The organism is Corynebacterium kalidii (genome assembly GCF_022869005.1).
In the GTDB taxonomy this organism is placed as follows: Bacteria; Actinomycetota; Actinomycetes; order Mycobacteriales; family Mycobacteriaceae; genus Corynebacterium; species Corynebacterium kalidii.
In genome coordinates, this window is sequence record NZ_JALIEA010000012.1 from 359,797 (window position 1) to 385,283 (window position 25,487).

Annotated in this window: 25 protein-coding genes and 1 riboswitch; of the genes, 11 read left to right on the forward strand and 14 right to left on the reverse strand. The window is 70.1% G+C overall.

Going from position 1 to position 25,487, the window contains the following annotated elements:
* The first annotated feature begins 33 nt into the window (after positions 1 to 33).
* Complete coding sequence (locus MUN33_RS07455) at positions 34 to 495, forward strand: PH domain-containing protein (RefSeq protein WP_244804433.1); 462 nt, start codon at positions 34 to 36, stop codon at positions 493 to 495.
* Entirely contained in the window at positions 492 to 1,976 is a 1,485-nt protein-coding gene (locus tag MUN33_RS07460) for a PH domain-containing protein (RefSeq protein ID WP_244804266.1), read from the forward strand. Before MUN33_RS07455 ends, MUN33_RS07460 begins: the two co-directional genes overlap by 4 nt.
* Here the strand turns inward: MUN33_RS07460 and MUN33_RS07465 are convergent.
* The gene (locus MUN33_RS07465) at positions 1,915 to 3,276 is read right to left on the reverse strand and encodes a hypothetical protein (protein WP_244804267.1); all 1,362 of its coding nucleotides are present in this window, start codon (positions 3,274 to 3,276) and stop codon (positions 1,915 to 1,917) included. The genes MUN33_RS07460 and MUN33_RS07465 overlap by 62 nt on opposite strands.
* Before the next feature lie 77 nt (positions 3,277 to 3,353).
* On the opposite strand from MUN33_RS07465, the gene MUN33_RS07470 reads away from it, so the two are divergent.
* Positions 3,354 to 4,097: a sulfite exporter TauE/SafE family protein gene (locus MUN33_RS07470; protein WP_244804268.1), complete on the forward strand. Its 744-nt coding sequence runs from the start codon at positions 3,354 to 3,356 to the stop codon at positions 4,095 to 4,097.
* 109 nt (positions 4,098 to 4,206) lie between these two features.
* Positions 4,207 to 5,469 (forward strand): MFS transporter, encoded by a 1,263-nt coding sequence (locus MUN33_RS07475; RefSeq protein ID WP_255806676.1) that lies wholly within the window; start codon positions 4,207 to 4,209, stop codon positions 5,467 to 5,469.
* Here the strand turns inward: MUN33_RS07475 and moeB are convergent.
* From moeB to thiO, 4 genes are all read right to left on the reverse strand, one after another.
* A complete protein-coding gene (gene moeB, locus MUN33_RS07480; RefSeq protein WP_244804270.1) occupies positions 5,463 to 6,626 on the reverse strand; it encodes a molybdopterin-synthase adenylyltransferase MoeB in 1,164 nt (387 codons plus the stop codon). The two genes, MUN33_RS07475 and moeB, sit on opposite strands and share 7 nt — an antisense overlap.
* Complete coding sequence (locus MUN33_RS07485; RefSeq protein ID WP_369414936.1) at positions 6,623 to 7,453, reverse strand: thiazole synthase; 831 nt, start codon at positions 7,451 to 7,453, stop codon at positions 6,623 to 6,625. Before MUN33_RS07485 ends, moeB begins: the two co-directional genes overlap by 4 nt.
* 5 nt (positions 7,454 to 7,458) lie before the next feature.
* On the reverse strand, positions 7,459 to 7,704 hold the full coding sequence (thiS, locus tag MUN33_RS07490; protein ID WP_244804271.1) for a sulfur carrier protein ThiS: 246 nt from the start codon (positions 7,702 to 7,704) through the stop codon (positions 7,459 to 7,461).
* Positions 7,701 to 8,873: a glycine oxidase ThiO gene (gene thiO, locus MUN33_RS07495; RefSeq protein ID WP_244804272.1), complete on the reverse strand. Its 1,173-nt coding sequence runs from the start codon at positions 8,871 to 8,873 to the stop codon at positions 7,701 to 7,703. Before thiO ends, thiS begins: the two co-directional genes overlap by 4 nt.
* Positions 8,866 to 8,977, reverse strand: a riboswitch (TPP riboswitch). (Overlaps the previous gene by 8 nt.)
* Before the next feature lie 19 nt (positions 8,978 to 8,996).
* Between thiO and thiE the strand changes: the two genes are divergently transcribed.
* On the forward strand, positions 8,997 to 9,740 hold the full coding sequence (gene thiE, locus MUN33_RS07500; RefSeq protein WP_244804273.1) for a thiamine phosphate synthase: 744 nt from the start codon (positions 8,997 to 8,999) through the stop codon (positions 9,738 to 9,740).
* Here the strand turns inward: thiE and MUN33_RS07505 are convergent.
* Positions 9,727 to 10,416: an NAD(P)H-binding protein gene (locus MUN33_RS07505; protein ID WP_244804274.1), complete on the reverse strand. Its 690-nt coding sequence runs from the start codon at positions 10,414 to 10,416 to the stop codon at positions 9,727 to 9,729. The two genes, thiE and MUN33_RS07505, sit on opposite strands and share 14 nt — an antisense overlap.
* Positions 10,417 to 10,601: 185 nt before the next feature.
* Between MUN33_RS07505 and MUN33_RS07510 the strand changes: the two genes are divergently transcribed.
* Positions 10,602 to 11,750, forward strand: a complete 1,149-nt coding sequence (locus tag MUN33_RS07510; RefSeq protein ID WP_244804275.1) for an acyl-CoA dehydrogenase family protein — start codon at positions 10,602 to 10,604, stop codon at positions 11,748 to 11,750.
* A gap of 13 nt (positions 11,751 to 11,763) precedes the next feature.
* Complete coding sequence (locus MUN33_RS07515) at positions 11,764 to 12,918, forward strand: acyl-CoA dehydrogenase family protein (protein ID WP_244804276.1); 1,155 nt, start codon at positions 11,764 to 11,766, stop codon at positions 12,916 to 12,918.
* An 82-nt stretch (positions 12,919 to 13,000) separates the two neighbouring features.
* Here MUN33_RS07515 and glnA read toward each other — a convergent pair whose 3' ends face one another.
* Entirely contained in the window at positions 13,001 to 14,437 is a 1,437-nt protein-coding gene (gene glnA / locus MUN33_RS07520; protein WP_244804277.1) for a type I glutamate--ammonia ligase, read from the reverse strand.
* Between the two features lie 282 nt (positions 14,438 to 14,719).
* On the opposite strand from glnA, the gene MUN33_RS07525 reads away from it, so the two are divergent.
* On the forward strand, positions 14,720 to 15,268 hold the full coding sequence (locus MUN33_RS07525) for an RDD family protein (protein WP_244804278.1): 549 nt from the start codon (positions 14,720 to 14,722) through the stop codon (positions 15,266 to 15,268).
* Between the two features lie 110 nt (positions 15,269 to 15,378).
* Here the strand turns inward: MUN33_RS07525 and MUN33_RS07530 are convergent, their stop codons facing one another.
* The 4 genes from MUN33_RS07530 to sucB form a co-directional block, all read right to left on the reverse strand.
* Positions 15,379 to 16,155, reverse strand: a complete 777-nt coding sequence (locus MUN33_RS07530; protein ID WP_244804279.1) for a DUF4191 domain-containing protein — start codon at positions 16,153 to 16,155, stop codon at positions 15,379 to 15,381.
* 69 nt (positions 16,156 to 16,224) lie between these two features.
* Complete coding sequence (lipA, locus tag MUN33_RS07535; RefSeq protein ID WP_244804280.1) at positions 16,225 to 17,271, reverse strand: lipoyl synthase; 1,047 nt, start codon at positions 17,269 to 17,271, stop codon at positions 16,225 to 16,227.
* 75 nt (positions 17,272 to 17,346) lie between these two features.
* Complete coding sequence (gene lipB, locus MUN33_RS07540) at positions 17,347 to 18,084, reverse strand: lipoyl(octanoyl) transferase LipB (protein ID WP_244804281.1); 738 nt, start codon at positions 18,082 to 18,084, stop codon at positions 17,347 to 17,349.
* Between the two features lie 67 nt (positions 18,085 to 18,151).
* Positions 18,152 to 19,849: a 2-oxoglutarate dehydrogenase, E2 component, dihydrolipoamide succinyltransferase gene (gene sucB, locus MUN33_RS07545; protein WP_244804282.1), complete on the reverse strand. Its 1,698-nt coding sequence runs from the start codon at positions 19,847 to 19,849 to the stop codon at positions 18,152 to 18,154.
* Positions 19,850 to 20,056: 207 nt separating this feature from the next.
* Here sucB and MUN33_RS07550 point away from each other — a divergent pair, with 207 nt between their 5' ends.
* A complete protein-coding gene (locus tag MUN33_RS07550) occupies positions 20,057 to 20,470 on the forward strand; it encodes an oxidoreductase (RefSeq protein WP_244804283.1) in 414 nt (137 codons plus the stop codon).
* Positions 20,471 to 20,479: 9 nt separating this feature from the next.
* Here MUN33_RS07550 and MUN33_RS07555 read toward each other — a convergent pair whose 3' ends face one another.
* Positions 20,480 to 22,057 (reverse strand): leucyl aminopeptidase, encoded by a 1,578-nt coding sequence (locus MUN33_RS07555; RefSeq protein WP_244804284.1) that lies wholly within the window; start codon positions 22,055 to 22,057, stop codon positions 20,480 to 20,482.
* Between the two features lie 149 nt (positions 22,058 to 22,206).
* On the opposite strand from MUN33_RS07555, the gene MUN33_RS07560 reads away from it, so the two are divergent.
* A complete protein-coding gene (locus MUN33_RS07560) occupies positions 22,207 to 23,343 on the forward strand; it encodes a branched-chain amino acid aminotransferase (protein ID WP_244804285.1) in 1,137 nt (378 codons plus the stop codon).
* A 12-nt stretch (positions 23,344 to 23,355) separates the two neighbouring features.
* Here MUN33_RS07560 and MUN33_RS07565 read toward each other — a convergent pair whose 3' ends face one another.
* Both MUN33_RS07565 and MUN33_RS07570 read right to left on the reverse strand, forming a co-directional pair.
* The gene (locus MUN33_RS07565) at positions 23,356 to 24,264 is read right to left on the reverse strand and encodes a nicotinate-nucleotide--dimethylbenzimidazole phosphoribosyltransferase (RefSeq protein WP_244804286.1); all 909 of its coding nucleotides are present in this window, start codon (positions 24,262 to 24,264) and stop codon (positions 23,356 to 23,358) included.
* Complete coding sequence (locus tag MUN33_RS07570; RefSeq protein ID WP_244804287.1) at positions 24,264 to 24,968, reverse strand: DUF3043 domain-containing protein; 705 nt, start codon at positions 24,966 to 24,968, stop codon at positions 24,264 to 24,266. The genes MUN33_RS07565 and MUN33_RS07570 overlap by 1 nt, the downstream gene beginning before the upstream one ends.
* A gap of 126 nt (positions 24,969 to 25,094) precedes the next feature.
* Between MUN33_RS07570 and MUN33_RS07575 the strand changes: the two genes are divergently transcribed.
* Positions 25,095 to 25,451: a HesB/IscA family protein gene (locus MUN33_RS07575; RefSeq protein WP_244804288.1), complete on the forward strand. Its 357-nt coding sequence runs from the start codon at positions 25,095 to 25,097 to the stop codon at positions 25,449 to 25,451.
* Positions 25,452 to 25,487 lie beyond the last annotated feature (36 nt).

Sequence of the window (25,487 nt, forward strand, 5' to 3'; positions counted from 1 at the left end):
ACCCCCGGCACACCGCCTGTCCTGCCCGACTCGATGCACCCGGTGTGCGGACGCTACGTCCCCGCCCGGTTCGTCTCCGACCTGCCGTGGACGGTCATCGCCGTGGTGGCCGCGGCCGTCGGCGCCCTGGTCACCTCCGGCACGGTGTCGACGGTGCTGTGGGCGGTGGCCGCGGTGCTGGTGGTCGTGCTCGTCTGGCAGCTTTGGCTCATCCCTGCCCAGGCGTCGCGGAAACGGTGGCTGGAGACAGGTGACGAACTGCTGATCACCAAGGGACGCCTGTGGCGGACGTTCACCGTCGTTCCCTACGGCCGCATCCAGTACGTCGACGTTACCTCCGGGCCGGTGGAACGGGCGTTCGGGCTCAAACGGGTGAAGCTCCACACCGCGTCCTCGACGAGTGACTCCACGGTGGTGGGGTTGGACGCCGCCGACGCCGACGCATTGCGGGACCGGCTCGCCGTCGCCGCGCGCGAGAGGATGAGCGGGCTGTGAGCGACACAGGGGCGGACACAGGGGCCGACACAGGGGCCGACACAGGGGCCGACGGCGCCTGGAGGCGCGTCCACCCGCTGAGCCCCCTGCTCCGGATGTGGGCCGTCCTCGTCGGTCTCGTCGCCATCCTCGCCGCCCAACAGGTCGAGACGTTACGGCTCCTGTGGGACCTGCTGGACGACTCACCGTTGCCGACGGCGCTTGTCGTGGTGGCGGTGCTGGTGGCCGTCCCCGTCGTGTTCCTCCTCGGGTGGGTCGTCTCCCTGCCCTGGTGGCGGGCCACGGGCTACCGGGTCGACGGTGAGGAGATCGCGGTACGCCGCGGGGTGGTATCGAGGCAGTTGCGCACGGCGCGGTTCGACCGCGTGCAGACCGTCGACCTGGTGGAGCCGTTGGCGCCGCGGCTCTTCCGCCTCGCCGGCGTCCGCGTGGAGACCGCCGGCGGGTCGGGCAGCTCCGTGGCGGTGGAGTACCTACGGCGCCGGGACGCCGAGGACCTCCGGGCCCACCTGCTGGGCATGGTCCACGGTGTGCCCGGCGACGCCGACGACCCGGGACCCACCCGGTGCCCGGCACCGGACGAAGCCGCCCACACCGACACGCGCCGGGTGGTCCCGACCATCCCCGTCACCCGCTCCCTGGTGGCGGCCGCGCTGTCCGGGGCCACCGTACTGGCGGTGGCGGGTGCCGTCATCGCCCTCGCCACCCCTGCGGGACCGGCGGTCCTGGTGCCGATCCTGCTCGGCGCGGTGCCGTGGGCCTGGGGTGTGCTGAACACCAGCTGGCGGTTCACCGCCACCCTCGACGGGGACGTCCTGGGCATCACCTTCGGCCTGACCGAACGTCGACGCCAGTCGGTGCCGTTGGCCCGTATCCACGCCGTCGAGGTGTCCCAGCCGGTCGTGTGGCGGATCCTGGGATGGTGGCGGGTCCGCGTGGACGTGGCCGGCTACGGTGCGGAGTCGAGGTCCGGGTCCGGGGGATCGACGACCACCGTCCTGCCGGTCGGTGACCTGTCGCTGGCGCTCCACGTCCTCGAGGTGCTTTCCCCGCTGGACGGCCGGGAGGTCAGCGCGGTGGCGCACCCGGAGGGACGGGACCGCACCGGCTACCCGGGCACCCGGACCTACCTGAGCCCGCGGTCCGCCCGGTGGGTGTCCCCGGTCGACCGCACCCGCCAGGGCACCACCCTGGTCAGCGGAGACGGTGGCGACGGCCCGTTGACCGCGGTGGTCTGCCACCACGGGGCCCTCCGGCGGGCCGTGGCGGTGGTCTCCCCGGCCCATATCCAGGAACTCAGCTACCGGCGTGGCCCCGTGCAGAACATGCTGGGCCTGGCCGGGGTGCGGTTCGACCTGGTACCCGGACCGGTGTCGATGGCGGGGCGTGACCTCGCCGCCGCGGACGCCGGGGACCTGGTCAGCCGGCTTCGTTCCCGACGCCTGCCGGCACCGGACGGTCCGACGGTCCGGCAGGACTGAACGCCCACCGCACGCACGTGACGGCGAGGACCACGACCGCCACATTGCGCAGCAGCAGGGCGACGACCGCGACCTCGTAGGGCGGGTTGGCGATCAGCCAGTCGTAGAACACCGGGTACACCATGGTGGTCAGCAGGGCCGTCACCAGGATCTCCACGGAGATCAGCGTGACCACCGGGCGCCGGGCCACCACCAGCGCCACGGCCACCACCGGGGCCACCCACACCAGGTACTGGGGGGAGAAGACCTTGTTGGTCACGATGATCAGCATGATCAGGGCCACGCTGAACGACACCGCACGCACGGGCGTCCAGTCGTCGCGGACCAGCCGACGCAGTGCCCAGACCACCGCGGCGAGGATCGTCGCCGCCGTCAGGACCGTCAGCACCGTCAGCGTGACCCCGGTACCGGGGCCGGAGATCTCGTAGCTCTTGGACTCCGCGTAGGTGATCGACCAGGGGACCGGTGCACCGGCGGGACCGTCCACGATCCGGTGCAGGGCGGCGGCGAGCACCCACGGCGTGGCCGCGATCGACTCCACCTGCAGACCGCGGTCGCCCTGGTACGTCAACGGGGAGAGCAGCCGGTCGACACCGCCGGACACCGCGACGACCACGCACAGCACCGCCAGGGACCCGAAGAACCAGCAGACCCGGACCCACGTCGACGCCCTGCGGAACCCGCCGACCAGCGCCGCCCCCAGTACACCCGGCCAGAGCTTCATCATCGTCGCCGCGGCCAGCAGCGCCGTCGCCGCGCGTGCCGACCATCCTGACCAGCCAGACCGTGACCGTCGTGACCGCCGTGAGCCCGCGAACAACAGCGCGGCGTAGCCGGCCACGAGCAGTCCAGGGAAGATGTCGAGACGGGTGAGGAAGATCGGCCCGGACACCCCGGCGAAGAGGATCCAGAACCACACCGGCCAGCTGCCCGTGTGCCGGACGGCGCGCCACAGGCACCAGGTGAAGATGCCGGAGACCAGGACCGACAGGGCCACGAACCCCGTGACGAAGGTGTCCTCGTCGGTCCCGGCCCCACCGAGGGAGGTCACCAGCTCCACGACCCGCGCCGGCCACGTCCCGACCTCGGGGTACTCGTCCATCGCGCCGGCCTCGGCGCCGGTGAGCCCCCGGAAGTAGTAGCGGATGTCGCCGGTGGAGGTCCCGGCCGACATGATCCAGGCGACCGGGACCAGGTGGGCGATGACCCAGCCGACGGCGACCACCGCGGGATGGGCCGGCCACCGTCGCCGGGGCAGGGGACGGTGCGCGGCCGCTGAACTCGTGGATGTCACAGGCATGCATCATATCCGAGGCCGTCGGCACCTCGGTGGCCCGCCCACCGGGGGCGGTGCGTGCGGCGTATAGATTGTTCCTGATGGAACTTATGATCCTGGTTTTCGCCACGGTGCTCGTCGGTGCGTGCATGCAGCGGGTGTCCGGTATGGGCGTCGGGCTGATCGGCGGGCCGGTGCTGAGCATCGCGATCGGGCCTGTCGAAGGCATCATGGTCATCAACGCGATTGCGGCGGTCAACGCGGCGATGTCGACCGTCACCGTGCGCAGGAACGTCGACTGGGGGAAGTTCGCGCTGATCGGCTCGGTGATGGTCCTCGGGGCCGTGCCCGGTGCCTGGCTCGTCCACCTCGTCTCACCGGCGGTCCTGCAGGTCGTGGTCGGGGTCCTGCTGTTGACGGCGCTGGGTGTCACCACCTTCGGGCGACGTGTCGTCCCCCGGGCGTCGGGCAGGCTACCGGCGGTGGTCTCCGGTGTGGTCGGAGGGTTCAGCAACACCGTGGCGGGGGTCGCCGGGCCGGTGATCACGGTCTACGCCCAGGCGTCGCGGTGGGACCAACGGACGTTCTCCGCGACGCTGCAGCCGCTGTTCATCGTCTCCGGCCTGGTCAGCTTCAGCATCAAGTACCTCACCTCGGCCGGGGACATCTCCGCCCAACCCTGGGGGATCTGGTCGGCCGCTGTGGTGGCGATGGTCATCGGGATCGCCGCGGGAATGGTGATCAGCCGTCGGATCGAGCGGGAGAAGGCCCGGCGGCTCGCCGTGGCGATGGCGGCGCTGGGCGGGGTGACGGTCCTGGTCCGCGGGATACTGTCCCTGCTCTGACCGGGGTGTCTGGTGGCACCGGTGGTGCCGGGGTCTAGTGTGGGGACACGTGCCTGACTCCACTGCGAAAGCATCTGTTCCTTCTGACCGTCTCAGCCGGCGTGCGCTGATGGTGTGGTCCGCCGGTGTCGTCGCGTACATCCTGGCGATCACGGGCAGGACGTCGATGGGGGTCGCCGGGGTGCCGGCGCTCGAGCACTTCCAGATCGACGCGTCCCGGCTCGCGGTGTTCACGTCGGTGCAGGTCGGGGTGTACGCCTGTGTGCAGATCCCGATGGGTATGCTGATCGACCGCTTCGGTGCGCGACGTATGCTGGTCGTCGGCGCGCTCCTGATGGGGGTCGGCCAGGTGCTGCTGGGGCTGACGTCGTCGTATCCGGTGGCGATCCTGGCCAGGGTGATCGTCGGCACCGCCGACGCCACGGCGTTCCTGTCGGTCATGCGGATCCTGCCGGCGTGGATACCGATCCGCAAGACCCCGGTGTTCACCCAGCTCACCGGTGGACTGGGCTATGTCGGGCAGTTCATGTCCGCCGTCCCGTTCTCGATGCTGCTGCATTCGCAGGGCTGGTCGACCGCGTTCGTCTCGCTGGGGGCCGGCAGCGTGCTGGTCGCGCTGCTGGCCTGGGTCGTCGTCGCCGACTCCCCGGAGACACCGGATGCGCAGGAGCCCCCGGCCGCGGCAGGCGGGAAGCGGGCCGGACGTGGCCCGTCGGTCGGTGCGGCCCTGGCGTTCGTCGTGCGGCACCCGGCGTGCTGGCTGGGGTTCTTCATCCACTTCACGCTGATGAGCCAGATCGTGTTCACCCTGTTGTGGGGCGTTCCCCTGATGACGCTGGGGATGGGGCTCAGCGAGTCCGAGGCCTCGGGGATCCTCGTGCTGAACATGGTCGTCAGCGTGCTCGTCGGCCCGGTGCTGGGCGTGATTTCCGCGCGTGCGGGCAGGCGCCGCCCCGAGGTCGTCATCGTGGCGACCCTGGCCGTGGCCGTGTCCTGGGTGGTGTTCTTCGCCTCACCGGATCCGCGCTCACTCGTGGCGGTGGCGGTGGTCAACGTCATCGTGCCGGGCCTGGCGCCGGCGGCCAACTACGGGTTCGACACCGTCCGGGAGGAGGTCGACCGGAGGTTCACCGCCACAGCGACCGGCCTGTCGAACATGGGCGGGTTCCTCGCGGCCATGGTCGCTGCACAGGCGGCCGGTTTCGTCCTCGACGCCGTCTCCGACGGCGGGGACTACACCTGGTCGGACTTCCGGACCGCCTGGTGCGCCCTCGGCGTGGTCTGGGGCATCGGGTTCATCGGTCTGCTGGTCAGCCGGGTGACGATGCAACGGTGGCGCGCCGCCGAAGCCAGCCGGGCGACCGGTCAGTAGGTCGCGGCCCCCGGCTGGACCTGCCGGACCCAGGCGAGGATCCCGCCGTCCAGGTGTGCGGCGTTCTCCTCCCGTGCGGCGAAATGGGACGCCACGGCGTCCATCGCCTGCGCCGACCGCGCCCCGGACTTGCAGTGGAAGACGACGTCACTGCCCCGCGCGACGGCGGGCAGGGCCGCTGCCCCCCGTTCCTCCAGGTCGGCCAGGGGCACGGCGACGGCCCCCGGGATGCTGACGATGTCGCGCTCCCAGTCGTCGCGCACGTCGACGAGGACAGCGCCGGCACGCATCCGGGCAGCCAGGTCCCCGGGCGCCACGGTCGGGTGGCCGGGGACCCCGCACGCCTGTGTCATGTCCCGGACCCCGGTCACCGGCGGGGCGTCGGAGTCGACGGAGACCCGGAGCTCGCGGAAGGTCATGGCGAGACCGTCGTGGAGCAGCAGCCGGCCGTACAGTGGGGTGCCGCAGCCGGTGATCAGCTTCACCGCCTCGGTGCCCATCAGTGCCCCGATCGTCCCCGGCACGGCGCCGACCACGCCGCCGGCGGCGCAACTCGGGACGAGGCCCGGTGGCGGCGGATCGGGGTGCAGGTCACGGTAGGTCACCCCGTCGTGTGACGGGCCCGAGCAGAAGACCGACACCCGCCCCTCGAAGCGCAGCACCGACCCCCAGACGCAGGGGGTGGAGGTCAGGGTGCAGGCGTCGGAGACGAGGTAGCGGGTGGCGAAGTTGTCGGCCCCGTCCAACACCAGGTCGTAGCCGGCGACGAGGTCGACGACGCTGTCGGCGTCGAGCCGCACGGCGTGCCGTTCCACGGTCACCAGCGGGTTGATCCGGGCGACGGCGTCGGCGGCGGAGTCGACCTTGAGGGTCCCGACCGAACCGACACCGTGGATGACCTGCCGTTGCAGGTTGGTCACGTCGACGGTGTCGTCGTCGACGATCCCGAGGGTGCCGACCCCGGCCGCGGCGAGGTACTGCAGCGCCGGGGACCCCAGCCCACCCGCCCCGACGACGAGGACGCGGGCGTTCTTCAACCGGCGTTGTCCGGTCAGCCCCACCTGCTCGAGGGTGAGGTGGCGGGCGTAGCGCGACAGTTCCCCGGGGGTGAGCTCGTCGCCGGGGTCGACGAGTGGGGTCGACAGCGGGCCGGTCACAGTGCCGCCTCGGGGCCGCCGGTGGCCGCGATCAGGCCGTCCGGCGTCGACGACGCCAACGCACCCTGCGTCCACGGACGCCGGGGGATACGTCCGGCGCCGCGGGCGAGCCGTCCGGCCTCGACGGCGTGACGCATCGCCGTGGCCATGGCGGTGGGGTCCGCTGCCCGGGTCACCGCACTGGCGAGCAGGACCCCGTCGCAGCCGAGCTCCATGGCCTGGGCGGCGTCGGAGGCGGTGCCGATCCCGGCGTCGAGGATCACCGGCACCGAGGCCCGGTCGCAGATCAGCTCGATGTTGTGGGGGTTGAGGATCCCCAGCCCGGTGCCGATGGGCGAGCCCAGGGGCATCACCGCCACCGCCCCGGCGGCCTCCAGGTGCCGTGCGGTCGCCGGGTCGTCCGAGGTGTAGGCGTAGACCTCGAACCCGTCGGCGGTGAGTTCCTCGGTCGCGTCGACCAGTTCGATGACGTCGGGCAGCAGCGTACGGTCGTCGGCGAGGATCTCCAGTTTCACCCGGTCGGTACCGAGTGCCTCACGACCCAACCGGGCGGTGAGCAGCGCGTCGCGTGCGGTGTAGCACCCCGCGGTGTTCGGCAGGACGTCGATGCCGAGCCGGTCGAGGAGACCGAACAACGACGTCCCGGTGGTGGGGTCGAACCGGCGCAGCGCCACGGTGGTCATCGAGGTCCCGGACGCCACGAGGGCGTGCTCCAGCACCTCCAGCGACGTGGCCCCGCCCGTGCCCATGATCAGCCGCGAATCCAGCGTGGAGCTGCCGACGGTGAAGCCGGGTGTTCCTGTCGTCCCTGTCGTCCCTGTCGTCACAGTGCTCAGCCTCCCTGCATGGCGGTGATGATCTCGATCTCCGCCCCGTCGTGGACACCGGTGGTCGCCCAGCGGCTGCGCGGGACGATCGCGGCGTCGAGGGCCACGGCGAGTCCCAGCTCCCCGGACTCCGGATTCTGGCCGGTGACCTCGTGCACGATGTCGCCGACGGTCGTGGACGCGGTCACGGGGCGTTCCTCCCCGTTGACTCTGACTGTGGTCGGCATGGTGTCCGGCATGGTGTCGCTCATGGTGTCCTTTCCAGGGACGTGGTGGTGAGTAGGTGGTCGTCCTGCGGCGCACGGTGTTCCGGAGGGGCCCCGGAGGCCAGCAGGGCGGCGAGTCTGGCGCACAACGGCGCGAGCAGCACCCCGTGCCGTGAGTAGCCGGTGGAGACCACGACCCCGTCCACGCCCGGGACGGTGCCGAGGTAGGGCAGGTCGTCCGGCGTCCCGGGGCGGGCACGCGCCAGGATCTCGGTGAGCTCCAGGTCGGCGGCGCCGGGGACGAGGATCTGCGCGTCCCGGAGCAGCTGGTGAACCCCCTCGAGGGAGACACCGTCGAAACCGTCCTCGCGTTCGGTGGCCCCGATCACGACCTCCCCGTCGGCCCGGGGGACCAGGTACACGGCCCGTCCGTCGACGAGCCCGCGGACGGTCCGGTCCAGCAATGCCGGACGCCCCGGTTTCACCCGGGCCCGCAGGATGTCGCCGTGCACCGGGCGCAGGTCCACCGACGCGGCCTCGGGCAGCCCGTCGATCCCGTCGAGGGCGGTCCCGGGGCACAGGACGGTGCTGTCGGCCTCCAGCACCCTGCCGTCGGCGAGCCGGACTCCGGTGACGGTGTCCCCCTCGCGGAGGACGGACACGACGCGCTCGGTGAGGATCGTGCCCTGGGGGCCGGTGTCACCGGACGGGGCGCACACCGCCTCGGTGAGGGCGTGCAGGAGGGTCCGCGGATTGACCTGGTGGTCGTCGTCGATGAGGAACCCGCCGGCGATCCCCGGGGCGAGGGCGGGCTCCAGGCGGCGGGTCTGCCGGACGGTCAGGCCCTCCACCGTCATCCCGGCGTCACGCTGGACGTCGGCGAGGTCCCGGAAGGCGGCCACGTCCCCGGGGGTGGCACCCACTGCCAGGGTCGCGGTGGACCGGTAACCGACCGGGTGTCCGACGGCCCGCTCGAGGCCGGCGACGAAATCCGGGTAGGCCGCCGCCGAGGCGAGCATCAGCGGCCGGATCCGGTCATGCTGGTGGACCACCTCGCTGACCGCGGCGATCATGCCGGCCGCGGCGTGGCTGGCCCCGTGCCCCGGGTCAGGGTCCACGACGGTGACGGTGTCCCCGGCCTGCCGCAGGTACCAGGCCGCGCTGAGCCCGGCGACTCCGGCGCCGACGACGATTCGTTGGGACTGTCGGGACATTGGCGTTCTTTCCTCCGGCGGCATGATCCGCATCAGGTGTCGACGGTCGACCGGTGGCCCCGGTCCTCTCAGCCCCGGTGTCGGGGGCTCCCGTAGTTCGCGTAGCAACTACCATCACATCATATGGACCCACTGCAGCTTCCGGACGCCCCCGCCACAAATCCAGCCACAGCCACCGCCACCGGGAACCGGCGGCGCGACCTCCTGCGGCAGGCGTCGCTGTACCTGTGCACGCCGGCGCGCCGGGAGCAGGGCGACCTCCGCGAGTTCCTGCACGCCGTGTACGACGGGGGAGTGGACGTGGTCCAGTTGCGTGACAAGACCCTCGACACCTGCGACGAGATCACGGCGATCGAGGTGCTCGCCGAGGTCGCCGCCGAGCACGGGAAGCTGTTCGCGGTCAACGACCGAGCGGACATCGCGGCGCTGGTGGGCGCCGACGTGCTGCACGTGGGGCAGGACGACCTGTCCGTGGCGCAGGCCAGGGCGCTGCTCGGGCCGGATGTCGTCCTGGGCCTGTCCACCCATTCACCGGACCAGGCGCAGGCCGCGATCGACGACCCGGAGCTGGACTACTTCTGCACCGGGCCGGTGTGGGAGACGCCGACGAAACCCGGCCGCGCGGCGACCGGACTGGGGCTCGTGTCGCAGACCGCCGCGATGCTCGGCGACGCCGGCACGGCGGGGCGGTCGGCCAAGGTGTGGTTCGCCATCGGCGGGGTGGACCGCCACACCCTGCCGGAGGTGATCGAGGCCGGCGCCCGGCGTGCCGTGGTGGTCCGTGCGATCACCGGTGCCGACGACCCCGGGGCCGCGTCCGCGGAGCTGGCGGCCCAGCTGAAGGACGGGCGGCTCAGAGCTCGCTGACGGGGGAGGTCCCGTCGACGAAGTCGACGGTCCGGTCGTCGGGGAGGGTGTCCCGGCGGGCGAACTCGACGATGACGTCGGCGACGAGCTCACGTGAGGTGTGCGCCTGCGACCGGTCGAGGTCCGGTGTGTACGCGGCGGCGCCGTCGGACGGCTCGTCGGTGAGCGCCGCCGGGCCCAGGATCAGGTAGTCCAGTCCCGTGGTGCCGACGAGCCGGTCGTCGACGGTCTTCTTGGCGTCGGCGTAGGGGAAGAAGCTGTCGTCCCGGGGGACGGTGTGGTCCCGTGCCCCGGCGTAGGAGACGTTGAGGTAGCGCGGCGCCGTGCCTGCGGCGCCGGTGTCCCTGAGTCGTTCGAGGGAGTCGACGACGGCCAGGGCGGCGTCGCGGTCGACCGCGTAGGTCACCTCCGGGCCGCCACGGCCACCGTTGCCGGCGGTCCACACGACCACGTCGAAGCGGCCCAGGATCTCGTCCCAGCCGGCCGGGGTCACCTGGGTGACGTCCTCGACCAGGGCCGTGGCGCCCAGCGACTCGATGTCGCCGACCTGGGCGGGGTCCCGGACCAGGGAGGTCACCGAGAATCCCGCCTCGACCAGTTTCGGTGCCGCGAGGAGCCCCACTTTGCCGTGGCCCCCGATGATGAGAATGCTCGTCGTACCTGGTGTGTCCGTCATGCTCGGTTCTCCTTCGGGAAAGGTGGTTCGTGGTCGGTGTCTGGTCTGCACAACAGGCGCACCCGTCCCGCTATTCCTGACCCACCTCACCCACCTCCCGGACCGGGGCAGGAGCCGGAGGGGTAGTGTGTGACACCAGCAGTACCAGACAGTGACCTGGACCACACCATGGATGAGAGGTTCCCGTGCATCTCGAGCTTTCCGAGGGGGACGTCGCCTTCCGCGACGAACTCCGCCGTATATTCGCCGACGTCCCCGCCGACGTCCGGGCCCGGGTCCGTGCCGGTCACGTCACCCGCGACGACATCGTGACCTCCCAGCGCATCCTCAACAGCCACGGAGTCGCCGTGCCGCACTGGCCGGTCGAGTACGGCGGCCGCGACTGGACGTCGATCCAGCGGCACATCTACACCAACGAACTGCAGCGCGCCGGCATCCCCGAACCCCTCGCCTTCAACACCGGCATGGTGGGCCCCGTCATCGCGGCATTCGGCAGTGACGCCCTCAAGGAGCGCTTCCTGGCGAAGACCGCGAACCTGGACATCTGGTGGTCCCAGGGGTTCTCGGAGCCCGGCGCCGGTTCCGACCTGGCCGGGCTGAAGACCACCGCCGTCCGCGACGGGGACCACTACGTGGTCAACGGGCAGAAGACGTGGACCACCCTCGGCCAGCACGGCGACTGGATGTTCCTTCTCGCGCGGACCGACCCGGCGGCACCGAAGCCGCAGCAGGGCATCTCCTTCCTGCTGGTCGACATGGACACCCCCGGGATCGAGCGCCGTCCGATCCGGCTGATCGACGGATCGGTGGAGGTCAACGAGTTCTTCTTCACGGACGTCCGGATCCCCGTGGGCAACCTCGTGGGCGAGGAGAACAAGGGCTGGACGTACGCGAAGTTCCTCCTGGGTAACGAGCGCGACGGGATCACCCAGGTCGGGAGCAGCCAGCGCCTCTACGCCGAGCTCGTCGAGACGGCGGCGCAGCAGACCCGCGCCGGGCGACGCGTCATCGACGACCCGCTCTTCCGCGACCGGCTCTACGACGTGAAGCTGCGACTGCGCGCGGTCGAGGCCACGCAGCTGCGCGTCACGGCCGCCAGTAGGGACGGCCGACCAAGCCCCGTGTCGTCGATGCTGAAGATCGAGGGCAGCCGGATCCTCCAGGAACTCCACGACCTGGCCGTCGAGGCCCTCGGCAGCGATGCGGTGGAGATCACCGGCGGTGACTCCGGCGACGCGGTCGTCGGGTACCTGAACAACCGCAAGGTCTCCATCTACGGAGGCAGCAACGAGGTCCAGGCGAACGTCGTCGCCAAGGCCATTCTCGGACTCTAGGAGCGTAACGACCATGGATCTTTCCCTGACAGACGAGCAGCGGATGCTGGCCGACTCCGTCCGCGGCGTGTTCGCCGGTGCAGACGGTGACCCCACCACCGGGGCAGAGGCGCCCGAGGGTGCGCTGGAGTTCCGGCGCGACCTGTGGAACCGGGCCGCGGAGCTCGGGGTGACCGCACTGGTCGTCGACGAGGAGTACGGCGGTGCCGGCGCCGGGGTCGGTGAAGCCTACGCGGCGGCCGGGGCGCTGGGCGAGCTCGCGGCACCCGAACAGCTCACCGACCTGGCCTACGTCCCGGCCTGGCTGCTGCAGGACCTGGCGACCGGGGACCAGAAGGCCGCGTGGCTGCCGCCGCTGGCCGCCGGGGAGAAGCTCATCACCCTCGCCCACGCCGAACCGGGCACCGGGTGGACCGACCCCCGGACCACCGGTGTGACCGACGGGCGGATCAGCGGTGAGAAGCGCGCGGTCGCCGCCCCCGGGGACATGGACGCCTTCCTCGTCACCGCGGTGGAGGACGGCACCCCCGGCGTCTACCTCGTCCATGCGGGGGACGGGGTGGACGTGACCGTGCACCGGGACGCGGAATGGGCACACACCGGCCGGGTCACCTTCCGCGACGCACCGGCCGAGCGGCTCGGTGCCGGTACCGGGGACGCCGACCGGGCCCTCCGGCGCGCCGTGGCGCTGGCGCGGGTGGTCCAGGGCGGCCGGGCCGTGGGACTCATGGGCACCGCGATGGACCAGACGGCGGAGTACCTCAAGGTCAGGAAGCAGTTCGGTGTGACCCTGAACAGTTTCCAGGTGCTCAAGCACCGGGCCGCGCAGCTGTACGCGGACGTCGAACTCGCCCGGTCCACCGCCCTGTGGGCCGCGGCGATGGCACAGACCGAGGGCCTGTCCCTGGAGGAGCTGGAGACCGCCGCGCTCGACTCCTTCGTCTTCCTGGCGCGCCAGGCCAGGGTCGTGGCCGAGGAATCCGTCCAGCTGCACGGAGGTATCGGAGTCACCTACGAGACCGCCGTCAGCCACTACGCCGCCGCGCTGACCGGATTCCGGCAGCTCTACGGCGGTGAGCTGGAAGCCAGGGGTGCCGGCGTCGCTTCCGGTGCACTCACCGAGACCCCCAGTGCGCTGCTGGACAACGCGCTCCACACCTACAGCTGACCCCGCCCCGACGACACGGGACTCCGCCACCTCCGGAGAGAAGGTGGAGGGGGTCCGGCCATCCTACGGGGCGACCCGGTGGTCAGCAGTCGTAGTAGAGCTCGAACTCCTGCGGCGTCGGGCGCAGCCGGGCAGGGGCGATCTCGTTGTCGTACTTGTAGGCGACGTAGGTCTCCAGCAGGTCGTCGGTGAAGACACCGCCCTCGGTGAGGAAGTCGTTGTCGTCCTCGAGGGCCTGCAGCGCGGCCTCCAGGGAGGTCGGCGCCGTCGGGATGCTGGCGGCCTCCTCCGGGGGAAGCTCGTAGAGGTCCTTGTCCACCGGGGCGTGGGGCTCGATACGGTTCTTGATGCCGTCGAGCCCCGCGAGCATCATCGCGGCCATACCCAGGTACGGGTTGCCCGAGGGGTCCGGTGCGCGGAACTCCAGACGCTTGGCCTTCGGGTTCGACCCGGTGATCGGGATACGCACCGCAGCGGAGCGGTTACGCTGCGAGTACACCAGGTTGATCGGTGCCTCGAAGCCCGGCACCAGGCGGTGGTACGAGTTCAGCGTGGGGTTGGTGAACGCCAGGACTGCACCGGCGTGGTGCAGGATACCGCCGATGTAGTAGCGGGCCAGGTCGGACAGGCCCGCGTAGCCGGCCTCGTCGTGGAACAGCGGCTTGCCGTCCTTCCACAGCGACTGGTGGGCGTGCATGCCCGACCCGTTGTCGCCGGCCAGCGGCTTGGGCATGAACGTGGCGGACTTGCCGTGGGCGGCGGCGGTGTTCTTGACGATGTACTTGAACGACTGCAGGTCGTCCGCCGCGTGCAGCAGCGTGTTGAACTTGTAGTTGATCTCCTGCTGGCCACCGGTACCGACCTCGTGGTGGAAACGCTCGAGGTCATAGCCGGAGGCGGCGAGGTGGCGCACCATCTCGTCGCGCACGTCCACGGTCTGGTCGTACGGCGGGACCGGGAAGTAGCCGCCCTTGACACGGGTCTTGTAGGCGGTGTTGGGGGTGCCGTCGGTGTTGGTCTCCTTGCCGCGGTTCCACCAGCCCTCGTTGGAGTCGACCTCGAAGAAGGAGGAGTTCTGCTCGACGGAGTAACGGACCTTGTCGAAGAGGTAGAACTCCGCCTCCATACCGAAGTTGCAGGTGTCGGCGATACCGGTCGAGGTGAGGTACTCCTCGGCCTTCCGCGCGACATTGCGGGGGTCGCGCGAGAACGGCTCACGGGTGAACGGGTCGTGGACGAAGAACTTCACGTTCAACGTCTTCGCCTTGCGGAAGGGGTCGATCGTGGCGGTGGCGAGGTCGGGCAGCAGGTTCATGTCGGATTCGTCGATGGTGGTGAATCCACGCACCGAGGAACCGTCGAACGCCAGACCGGTCTCGATGGCATCCTCGTCGAAGGCGGCGGCCGGGATGGTGAAGTGCTGCTCCGTGCCGGGTACGTCCGTGAAACGGACGTCAACGAACTCGATGTCGTTGTCCGCGATGTACTTGGTGACCTCTTCGGCCGTCTTCAATGCCACTTCTGGACTCCTTGCAGTCATGTTCGACCCAACTCGTTGTCTCGTTGTCTCACGAGGGGATTCACCCTGCCGGGTGCGTCGTTAACAACCCTAATGCGGGGTTGTTGCCCTGGTGTCAATCCAATGTTACCGGTGTGTATCCACCCGGCACCCGGTGGATTCCGGTAATCCCCCGACGGGGCCTGAACCCAAGGATACGGGCAGTGGCCCGCGGGTGTGCACCGGTGGGGTGCCCCGGGACGAAATTGGGGGTCGAACACGGGGCCGGTACGCTTGGGGATCATGGCGAAACCGCAGAAGAAGAGTGGCACAGGGGACGACCGCCGACAGCAGCGGAAGGGGCTGCGGGAGGAACGGGCCCGGCAGCCGAGCTGGTTGGAGGGGCCACAGGTCCCCGGCCAGTACGAGGACCCGCATGACCTGAGCTCGTACCCCGGCAAGCTGCTGGGGCTGCCGGCGTCCGGTCCGGGTTCGATCGCCACGATCTTCCCCCGGGTGCTCGCGCTGCTGGTCGACTGGTTGATCTGCTACGGCATCGCGTTCTTCGTGACCCAGATGACCGACGCCCTCGGCGGGACGTCGACGGTCGTGCTGATGGTGTGGGTCATCTGGCGGATCGTGACCGTGTGGTTGTTCGGCCAGTCGCCCGGCCACGCGGTGATGGGCATCGGCGTGGCCCGGGTGGACGATCCCTCGCAGCGGGTCGGTCTCCTCCGCGCCGTGGTGCGTACGGTGTTCACCGTCTTCCTGTTCCCGCCGCTGATCCAGGACACCGACAGCCGCGGGATGCACGACCGTGCCACCGGCACCGCGGTGATCCGCACCCGGTAGTCGCCCGTCGGGGGAGGGGGAGCGTGGCCACCGGTCTGCGGCCATGAAAAACCCCGGGCGCCTGGCCTTGTTCGGCCGGGCGCCCGGGGAGGGCAGAGGAGCGTCGGACGTCAGCCCTTCTTGTTGCGCTGCGCGGCGCGACGTGCACGGCGGTTGATACCGGCCGGATTCGCGGCGTTGCGGGGCATCGGCCCCTTCGGGAGCATCGATTCACGCGAGTGCAGCCGGGCGATCGACTCCACCTTGCTGTTGAGCGCGTCGACCTGGTTCTTCTTGATGTTGCGGGGCAGACGGACCAGGTGGTTCTGCAGCTTGCGGATCGGCACCTCGTCGTCACCGTCGCCGATGTACACGTCGTAGATCGGGGTGTTACCCAGGATCCGGGCGAGACGCTTGCGCTCCTGCGCCATCATCGGCTTCAGGCGGTGCCGGCTGCCTTCACCGACGAGCACCACGCCGGGGACGCCGACGACACGGTGCACGGCGTCCATGTGCGTGTTCGAGGCCACCGCGGTCTCGGTGATCCACTTGACCCCGACACCGTCGCGGAGGTTCTGCAGGGCCCACCCGGCGGCACCTGCCTCGCCTTCGATCTGGTCGTACACCCCGGCCTGCAGGCGGCGGGAGAAGATCCAGAACGCGACCATCACACCGACGGCGATACCGACGATGAGGTTCAGCCACCACCAGCCGAACAGCAGGCTCAGGGCAAGCATCACCGCGACCGGGACAAGCAGCCCCAGCAGCATGTAGGGGATGAGCTTCTTGTCCTTCTTGCGCTGCATCTGGAAGGCCTGCCACATCTGGCCTCGCGTCTGCTTACGCCGTGACTTCTTGGCGGCCTTCTCGAGCCGCTTGTTTTCTTTCTCCCGGGGATCCTTCGCCATACCGCCTACCTTAGAACATCGGTGCCCCGCGGTCGGCAACGACGTCCGCCACGGGCGCGTGGGGGACTGTCAGCGTGCGGACGAGACCGGCGTGTCCGCGGAGGGGCCGTACTTGTCGAGCAGGGTGCTGGCCTCCTGGCTGGTGGTCGAGCCCAACGTCTCGCCGAGGTGACGCAGGTTCTCCGGCAACTCCTCACCGCGGGCGGCCTTGGCCTCGGCGTACAGCCGGCCCGAGCGGTAGGACGAGCGGACCAACGGTCCGGACATGACCGCGCCGAAGCCGAGGTCCTTGGCGAAGTCGGAGTGCTCCATGAACTCCTCGGGTTTGACCCACCGCTCGATCGGGTGGTGCATGGAGGTCGGACGCAGGTACTGGGTGATGGTGATGATGTCGCAGCCGGCGTCCTTCAGGTCGGTCAGCGACGAGCGGACCTCCTCGGCGGTCTCGCCCATGCCGAGGATGAGGTTCGACTTGGTGACCAGCCCGAAGTCACGCGCGGCACGGATGACCTCCAGGGAGCGCTCGTAGCGGAACGCCGGCCGGATCCGCTTGAAGATACGGGGGACGGTCTCCAGGTTGTGGGCGAAGACCTCGGGACGTGCCTCGAAGACCTCGGCGAGCAGGTCCGGCTTCCCGGAGAAGTCCGGGGTCAGGTTCTCGACGCCGGTGTTCGGGTTGAGCTCGTGGACCTTGCGCACGATCTCGGCGTACAGCCAGGCGCCTTCGTCGTCGAGGTCGTCGCGGGTGACACCGGTGATCGTGGCGTAGCGCAGGTCCATCTCGCGGATGTTCTCGGCGACCCGGCGGGGCTCGTCACGGTCCAGGGGGGTGGGCTTGCCGGACTTGATCTGGCAGAAGTCGCACCGACGCGAGCAGGTATCGCCGCCGATGAGGAAGGAGGCCTCGCGTTCCTCCCAGCATTCGTGGATGTTGGGGCAACCGGCTTCCTGGCAGACCGTGTGGAGCCCGGCGCCGGCGACACGGTTCTTCATGTCGCGGTATTCCGGGCCCATCTTGGCCTGGGTGCGGATCCAGCGTGGCTTCTGCTCGATGGGGGTCTGGGAGTTCTTCGCCTCGATGCGGAGAAGTCGTCGTCCGTCTGATGTCACAGTCACGGCACCCACCCTACGCTGCATCGTTCAGTGACGCTAACCGCCTTCCGGCACGGAGATGCCGGGAAAAACGCCTGATCAGGGCGATACGGCGCCGTGGGCGAGCTCCTCGGGGACGTCGTTGCCCGACATCTCCAGGTCGCCGTCGAGGGCGGCGAGGAGGTGACCGGTGAAGATCCCGGTCACGTCGGACACGCTGACCGGTGTGCCCAGTTCCTCGGACAGGGTGGTCACCCCGGTATCGGCCAGGCCGCACGGCACGATGTGGTCGTAGTACTCCAGGCTGTTGTCGCAGTTCAGTGCGACGCCGTGCATGGTGACACCGCGGGTCACCCGGATACCGACGGCGGCGACCTTGCGGGCGGGGAGCAGCTCGCCGCGCCGCAGCCCGGCGGGCAGCCAGACCCCTGAGCGGCCGGGTACCCGCCCCACGGCGTCGAGACCGACCTCGCGGCACGTCGCTAGGACGGCCTCCTCGATACGCCGGACATAGTCCACGACGTCGATGGGGTCGTCGAGTTTGACGATCGGGTAGGCCACGAGCTGGCCCGGCCCGTGCCAGGTGATCCGGCCGCCGCGGTCGACGTCGACGACGGGTAGGCCGTTGGTGGGCAGGTCCTCCGGCTGGGTCCGTTTGCCCGCCGTGTAGGTCGGCGGGTGCTGCAGCAGCAGGACGGTGTCGTCGATCTGCCCGTCGGCGCGCCGGCGTGCCAGGTCGGCCTGTCTGTCCCAGGTGGTCAGGTAGTCCACCGTGCCGAGGTCCTCGACGACGACCGGGGCGTCCGAGGTCCGGATGGATCCGTGCTGATATCCCATACCTAACGACTCTACCCCGCCACCGCGGAATCGCGGTGGCGGGGTAGAGGACGGGCGGTTAGGCTTCTCAGATCTCCAGGTCGGAGGAGAAGTCGCTGTTCTCGAGGCGGTCCTTGACGGTGGTCAGGAACCGGCCGGCGTCCGCACCGTCGATGACCTGGTGGTCGTAGGTCATCGGCAGGTAGACCATGCTGCGGATCGCGATGCTGTCCGAGCCGTCCTCGGTGATCACGACAGGGCGCTTGCGGATCGCGCCGGTGCCGATCATCGCGGCCTGCGGCGGGACGAGGATCGGCGTGTCGGTGAGCGCGCCTTCGGAGCCGATGTTGGTGATGGTGAAGGTGCCGCCGGTGATGTCGTTCGGCTTGAGCTTCTTGTTCCGGGCGCGGTCGGCGATGTCGGCGATGGCCGCGGCCAGCTCAGGCAGGGACATGTCCTGTGCATCGTGGATCACCGGGGACAGCAGGCCGTCCTTGGTGTCGACGGCGATGCCGAGGTTGACCTTGCCGTGGTAGGTCATCTCCTGGGTGTCGGCGTTGTAGGAGGCGTTGACGTTCGGGTGTGCCACGAGTGCCTCGACGACGGCCTTGGCGAAGAACGGCAGGAAGGTGAGGTTCAGGCCGTGCTTGTCCTGGAACGCGGCCTTGGACTCCTTGCGCAGCTCGGCGACGTGGGTCATGTCGACCTCGTGGACCTGGGTGAGCTGTGCGGCGCCGTGGAGGGACTCCAGGGTGGTCTTCGCCGTGATCGCACGGATGCGGTTGACCTTCTGGGTGGTCCCGCGCAGCGCGGCCTTCTCCGGGTCGACACCCTTGGCCGGTGCCGGAGCGGACTCCTTCGCGGAGCCACCGTCGGCGGCGGCGAGGACGTCCTGCTTGCGGATGCGTCCGCCGACGCCGGTGCCCTCGACCGTGGACAGGTCCACGCCGTGCTTCTCCGCGAGCTTGCGCACCAGCGGGGTGACGTAGGGGAGGTTGCCCTCGGAGGGCTCACCGGCGTCGGAGGAGGCCGGCTTCTCGACCGCCTCGGTCTTCTCGACTTTCTCCTGCTTCGGCTGCTCGGCCGGTGCGGGCTCCGGTGCGGTCTCTTCCTGCGCCGGCTCGGCCGCCGGCTCTTCTGCGGCCGCCTGCGGTGCGGCGTTGGCGTCACCCACGCGGGCGATCACGCCACCGACGTCGATGGTGTCGTCCTCGTCGGCGAGGATCTCGAGCAGCGTACCTGCGACGGGGGAGGGGACCTCGGTGTCGACCTTGTCCGTGGAGACCTCGAGCAGGGGCTCGTCGACCTCGATCTCGTCGCCGACCTTCTTCAGCCACTGCGTGATGGTGCCTTCGGTGACGGACTCGCCGAGCTCGGGCATTGTCACGTCGGTGGCGGCTCCGCCACCGGAGGAGGCGGGTGCTTGGGCGGCACCGGTGTTGTCGTCGTCGGAGGACGCGGCTTCCTCGGCGGACTCAGTCGACTCAGTCGACTCAGCCGGCTCGGCGGCGGAGGAGTCGGAGGAGTCGGAGCTGCTGCTCTCCTCGCCTTCGTCGCCGATCTCGGCGATCACGGCGCCGACGTCGACGGTCTCGTCCTCGTCCGCGATGATCTTCAGCAGGACTCCGGCCACCGGAGACGGGATCTCCGTGTCGACCTTGTCCGTGGAGACCTCGAGCAACGGTTCGTCGACCTCCACGGTGTCGCCGACCTTCTTCAGCCACTGGGTGACAGTGCCTTCTGTGACGGATTCGCCCAGCTCGGGCATTTCGACGGAGTGCGCCATGGTGTTGAAGCTCCTATTAAACGACGGGGTACAGATGTGGAGTACGGGGATCGGTCCGCAGTACGCAGAGCAAGCAGAGAATATGGTCTCTGACCGAATACTACCTATGATACCGCTGTCGCCGTGGTCCTGCCGTAGGGGGTCGGGGTGTGCCCGCCGCCGTCGACTGATCGCGGTGCCGTCGCAGAATCGCTTAGAATCGGTGGGGTGTTCAACTTATTCGGTCGATCCCGTCGCTCCGGCCCCCGTCCTCCGCGGGCCCCGGGCGGGCGGGCACGGTCCGCCGACCTCGACTACCTGCGCCGGTGGGCTGCGCAGCGCCAGGGTGTGGAGGGGTTCGTCGAACCGGAGACGTTGGTCAACGAGATGTCCGTCGTGTTCGTCGACGCCACCGGGGAGTGGACGCGCCGGCGTATCGGCGGTCCACGGGGGATCGACGACGTCGCCGCGGCGACCGGCGTGCGGCTCCACGACGCCGAGAAGACCGGTTACCCGCAGCGGATGCGGGACCGGATCGAACGGGACCGGATCATCCGTAAACGCCTGGAACAGCAGGAACGTCGCGCCAGGTTCGAGCAGCGGCGGGCGGCCGGGGAGTCAGGGGAACAGCCCGGGCGGTAGGTGGGCCGCCTACGCCGTGGATTCCGCGGCGATGTCCTCGAGAACGGCGATGAGCGTGCGTACGGGGACTCCCGTGGCGCGCCGCGGGGTGTAGCCGTGCGGCGAACCGGTGTTGTAGGCCGGGCCGGCGACGTCGATGTGGACCCAGGGCAGGCCCTCGGGGACGAAGGCGGCGAGGTAGTGTCCGGCGGCGGCCATGCCTCCCCAGCTCTTCTTCGGGATGTTGCGCAGGTCGGCCACGTCGGACCGGATCTCGTCGGCGAGTTCCGCCGGCAACGGCATCGACCAGGCGCCCTCGCCGGCGTCGCGTGACAGCGAGGCCACCCGGTCGCGGAAACCGGGTGTGCCCATGACGGCGGGCGTCCTGTCCCCGAGGGCCCGGACCTGCGCGCCGGTCAGGGTCGCGGTCTCCACGAGGTAGTCGGGGTCGTCCTCGCAGGCGCGGACGATGGCGTCGCCGAGGATCAGACGCCCCTCGGCGTCGGTGTTGAGGACCTCGGTGGTCAGGCCCCCGTAGTGGCGCAACACGTCCCCCGGGCGCACCGCGGTGCCGTCCGGCATGTTCTCCGCCAGCGGCACCGTGGCCGTCACCGAGACCGGGAGGTCGAGCTCCGAGGCGGCGATGACGGCGGCGACCACGGCGGCCGAGCCGCCCATGTCGGAGATCATGTTGCCCATGTGGGGCGACGGCTTCAGGGAGATCCCGCCGGTGTCGAACGTGACCCCCTTGCCGACCAGTGCGACGTGGGGCGGTTCGGTGGTGTCGGCGTCCTCCGGCCGGTAAGTCACACGCACCAGGCGGGGTGGACGCGGCGACCCCTGGCCGACGCCGACGAGCGCACCGAAGCCTTCCTCGTTGAGCTGTTGCTCGTCCAGGATCTCCACCTCGAGGCCCGCCCGGGAGCCGAGGTCGGCGATCACCCGTGCGTAGCTGTCGGGGTAAAGGAGGTTCGCCGGCGCATTGACGAGGTCGCGGGCGCAGGTGACCGCCTCGATGGCGACGCAGGCCCGGGCGAAGTCGGTGGCGGCGGCCTTCGCCGCCGTCGGGGAGGCGGGCGGGGCGATGAGGATCCGTGCCAGGCGCGGGTGGTCCCCGTCACCGTCCCCGTCCTCACCGCCGTTCGTCCCGCGGTAGGTGTAGCTGCCCAACCCGTGGCCCTCGGTCGCCGGACCGGTGCCCAGCGTGCCGAGCAGGCTCAGTGCCGTCACGTCGCCGCTGAACCGGGAGCGGGGGAGCCGTCCGAGTGCACGCGACGCGGTGCCGGCCGCGGCGCGTAGCCCCTCGTCGGTCAGCGCGTCGGCGTCCCCGAGCCCGACGACGAGCAGGCGGGTCGCGGAGACGCCGGGGACGGCGGGGAGCAGGTGGGTCTCGCCCGCGCGCCCGCGCGCCCCGAGCTCGACAAGGGCCTTCCAGAGCGCGACCTGGGTCTCCCTGGTGAACAGGGCGGGGGTGTCGGGCGGTGACGCCGGCGCCAGCGACAGTTCGATCCCGTTCTCGCCGGAGAACGCCGGGACGACCAGGACGTCGACCTCCGTGCCGGCGACACCGGCGACGGACGTGACCGCCGTGGCGTCCGTAGTGTCCATAGCGTCCGTGAGAAGTTCCAGCGGAGGCATGGTGCCCCTGGGCAGTCCTGCGGATGTCATCGCTCACCTCAAGGTTGTTCGGGATCGTCGTCGGCGGTCCTGCCGGGCTCCTGTTCCGGACCGGCACCGACGGGTCTAAGATACAGGCCATGTCTGATTCCGCGCCCGCCAACTCCTCGTCCGCCACCTTCACCCGTACCTTGACGGGGAACCCGACACCGCCCGAGCGCATCGCCGAGATCCTCGCGAACCCCGGTTTCGGCAGGTACTTCACCGACCATATGGTGGTCGTCGACTGGACCGAGGACGCCGGCTGGCACGACGCGCGGCTCGTCCCCTACGCCCCGATCCCCATGGACCCGGCGACGTCGGTGCTGCACTACGGTCAGGCCATCTTCGAGGGACTCAAGGCGTACCGCCAGCCGGACGGGTCGATCGCCACGTTCCGCCCGGAGAAGAACGCCGAGCGGATCCGCTCCTCCGCCCGGCGTATCGCCATGCCGGAGGTCCCCGAGGACCTCTTCCTGGAGTCGTTGAGCCAGCTCGTCGACGCCGACCGGGACTGGGTCCCCGCCTCCGGCGGCGAGGAGGCGCTCTACCTGCGCCCCTTCATCATCTCCACCGAGGTGGGCCTGGGCGTGCACCCGTCGCAGAGCTACAGCTACTACGTCATCGCCTCGCCGGCCGGCGCCTACTTCAAGGGCGGGGTCACCCCGGTCAGCGTGTGGCTGTCCACGGAGTACGTCCGGGCGGCCCCGGGCGGCACCGGTGCCGCGAAGTTCGCGGGGAACTACGCGGCGTCCCTGGCAGCGCAGTCCTACGCGGAGAAGCAGGGTTGCGACCAGGTCGTGTGGCTGGACGCCGCGGACCACACCTACATCGAGGAGATGGGCGGGATGAACCTGGCGTTCGTCCTCCGTGGGCAGGACGGCGGGCCGGACGAACTGGTCACCCCGGAACTCTCCGGCTCCCTGCTGCCGGGGGTCACCCGCGACTCCCTGCTGCAGCTCGCCGCCGACGAGGGGCTGACGGTCACGGAACGCCGCTTCACGGTCGACGAGTGGCGGTCGACGGCGGCGTCGGGGGAGATGACCGAGGCGTTCGCCTGCGGGACCGCCGCCGTCATCACCCCGGTGGGCACCGTGAAGGACCGCACCGGGGAGTTCCGGATCAACGGCGGACGCCCCGGGGAGATCACCATGCGTCTGCGGGAGCGCCTCACCGGCATCCAGCGGGGGACCGGCGCGGACACCCACTCCTGGAACCACACGCTGGTCGACGCCTAAGGCGCCGGGCGGTCAGTCCTGCGGGGTGAGCGTCACGGCGGCGTCCAGGAGGGGCAGCAGGACAAGTCCGGAGGCCGCGGCCGGTGCGCCGAGCGGGTGGTCGACGACCGGCTGCAGGGACAGGCGACGGGCCGCCGCCGCGGCGCCCGGTTCCGTGGGGATGTCCGGTAGCAGCCACCAACGTGACGCCCCCGGGGTGAGGGCGTCGGCGAGCAGCCCGGCGGCGAGTCCGCTGACTCCGTCGAGGACGACAGGTGTGCGACGGGTGGCGGACTGTGCCAGCAGACCGGCGGTGAAAGCCAGGTCCGGTGACCCGAGGATGTCGAGGATCTCGGTGGCGGCGGTCGCGTCGACCGGTCGGCGACGGTAGGGGCGGGCGCGGAACATCAGGTCACGGATGGCGACGGTCTTGTGTTTCCACTGCTCGTCGGTGATCCCCCGGGAACCGCCGCCCTTCCCGACGACCTTCACCGGCTCGATGTTGCACAGGACCCCGACGACCGCTGCCGCCGTCGTGGTCGCTCCCGTGCCGAGGGTGCCGGTGAGCAGCAGGGGGGTACCGGCGTCGGCGACGCCGTCGGCGGCCTCGCGCCCCTCGTCCACCCGGCTGGACGGTGGTGCGTCGGATTCCCTGGAGTAGGGGAATTCGGTGACGGTGACGCCGACGCCCTGCCGTGCAGCGAGGGAACACAGCGGTGACTCCCCGTCGTTGATCCGGGCGGCCTCGGCACTGCCGTGTCCCCACGGCAGGGTCGACACCGGGCTCAGTGGGCCCGACACCGGAGCGGCGACAGCGTGGTCCGCCGCGGTGACGAGGAGTTCCGGACGCCCCCCGGAGTCCCGGTCGCTGCCCAGGGCCCCGGCACAACCGGTGGCACTGGCCCATTCGCCGAGACGCTGCAGAACCGGACGGGTGACCATCAGACCGCGTCGCCGATATTCACCTGGGGAGCGGGGGTGCGCATCTTGCGGATCATGGTGGCACGGGTGAACGAGTAGAACCCGATGGCCCACTTCCCGAAGGAGTTGTCCGGGAACCGCTCGTTGACGAGCCGGTTGACCTTCCTGCCGAGGAAGAGGCCCTCGATCACCAGGATGACGATCACGACGAGCATGAACAGGCTGAGGTAGTTGGCGACCGCCGGCATACGCGTACCGAGGATCATGACGACGACCACGACCAGCGCGATAGGCAGGAAGTAGTTCATCAGGTAGCGGTGGGAGTCCACGTAGTTGCGGACGAAGAGCTTCTCCTTGCCCTGGTCCCTGGCCAGCAGGTAGGCGGGGTCACCGGCCATCATCCGGTCGTTGGCCTTGCGCCGGGCCTCGGCGGCCTCCTCCCGCTGCTTGCGCTTGGCCTCCTTGAACTCCTCCTTGGACATGGAGTTCTTGACGTCCTTGCGGCGCTGGCGGGCCTCCTTCGGCGTCAGCGGGGCGTCGTAGTGGACGCGGCGGACACCGGTGGCGCGCTCGACCTCGTTGCGCTTCGGCGTCGGCCGTCCCTTCTTGGGGGTGTAGCCCTTCGGCGTGTGCCCGGCGTCGCCCTCGTCGACCGGGTTGGCTGCAGCGGTGACGTCGCTGTCGGCGGCGGCACTGTCATCGTCTTTCTTCCACGGGAGTTTCACACCTCACAGGCTAGAGCACCGGTGGACAGGGGGACCAACGAGGGTGAGCCTGTCGGGAATAGATCACTGGATTTCATGGTTCTACACGAGTAGTTTGGGCATATCCGCATTACCGAGGAGGAAACGATGACTGCTGCCGAGGCAACCGCCGAGAAGTCCACCGGCGTCGAACTGACCAGCGCCGCTGCCGGGAAGGCCGCCGGGCTGCTCGCACAGGAGGGCCGGGACGATCTGGCCCTGCGTATCGCCGTCCAGCCGGGTGGCTGCGCCGGCCTGCGTTACCAGCTCTTTTTCGACGACCGTACGCTGGACGGCGACCTCGTCGACGAGGTCGAGGGCGTCCGTCTCGTCGTGGACAAGATGTCCGCCCCGTACCTGACCGGTGCGAAGATCGATTTCTCCGACACCATCGAGTCCCAGGGGTTCACCATCGACAACCCGAACGCCGGCGGTTCCTGCGCCTGCGGCGACTCCTTCAGCTGACCGTCCCCGACCGTCACCGGAGAGACGAGAACTCCC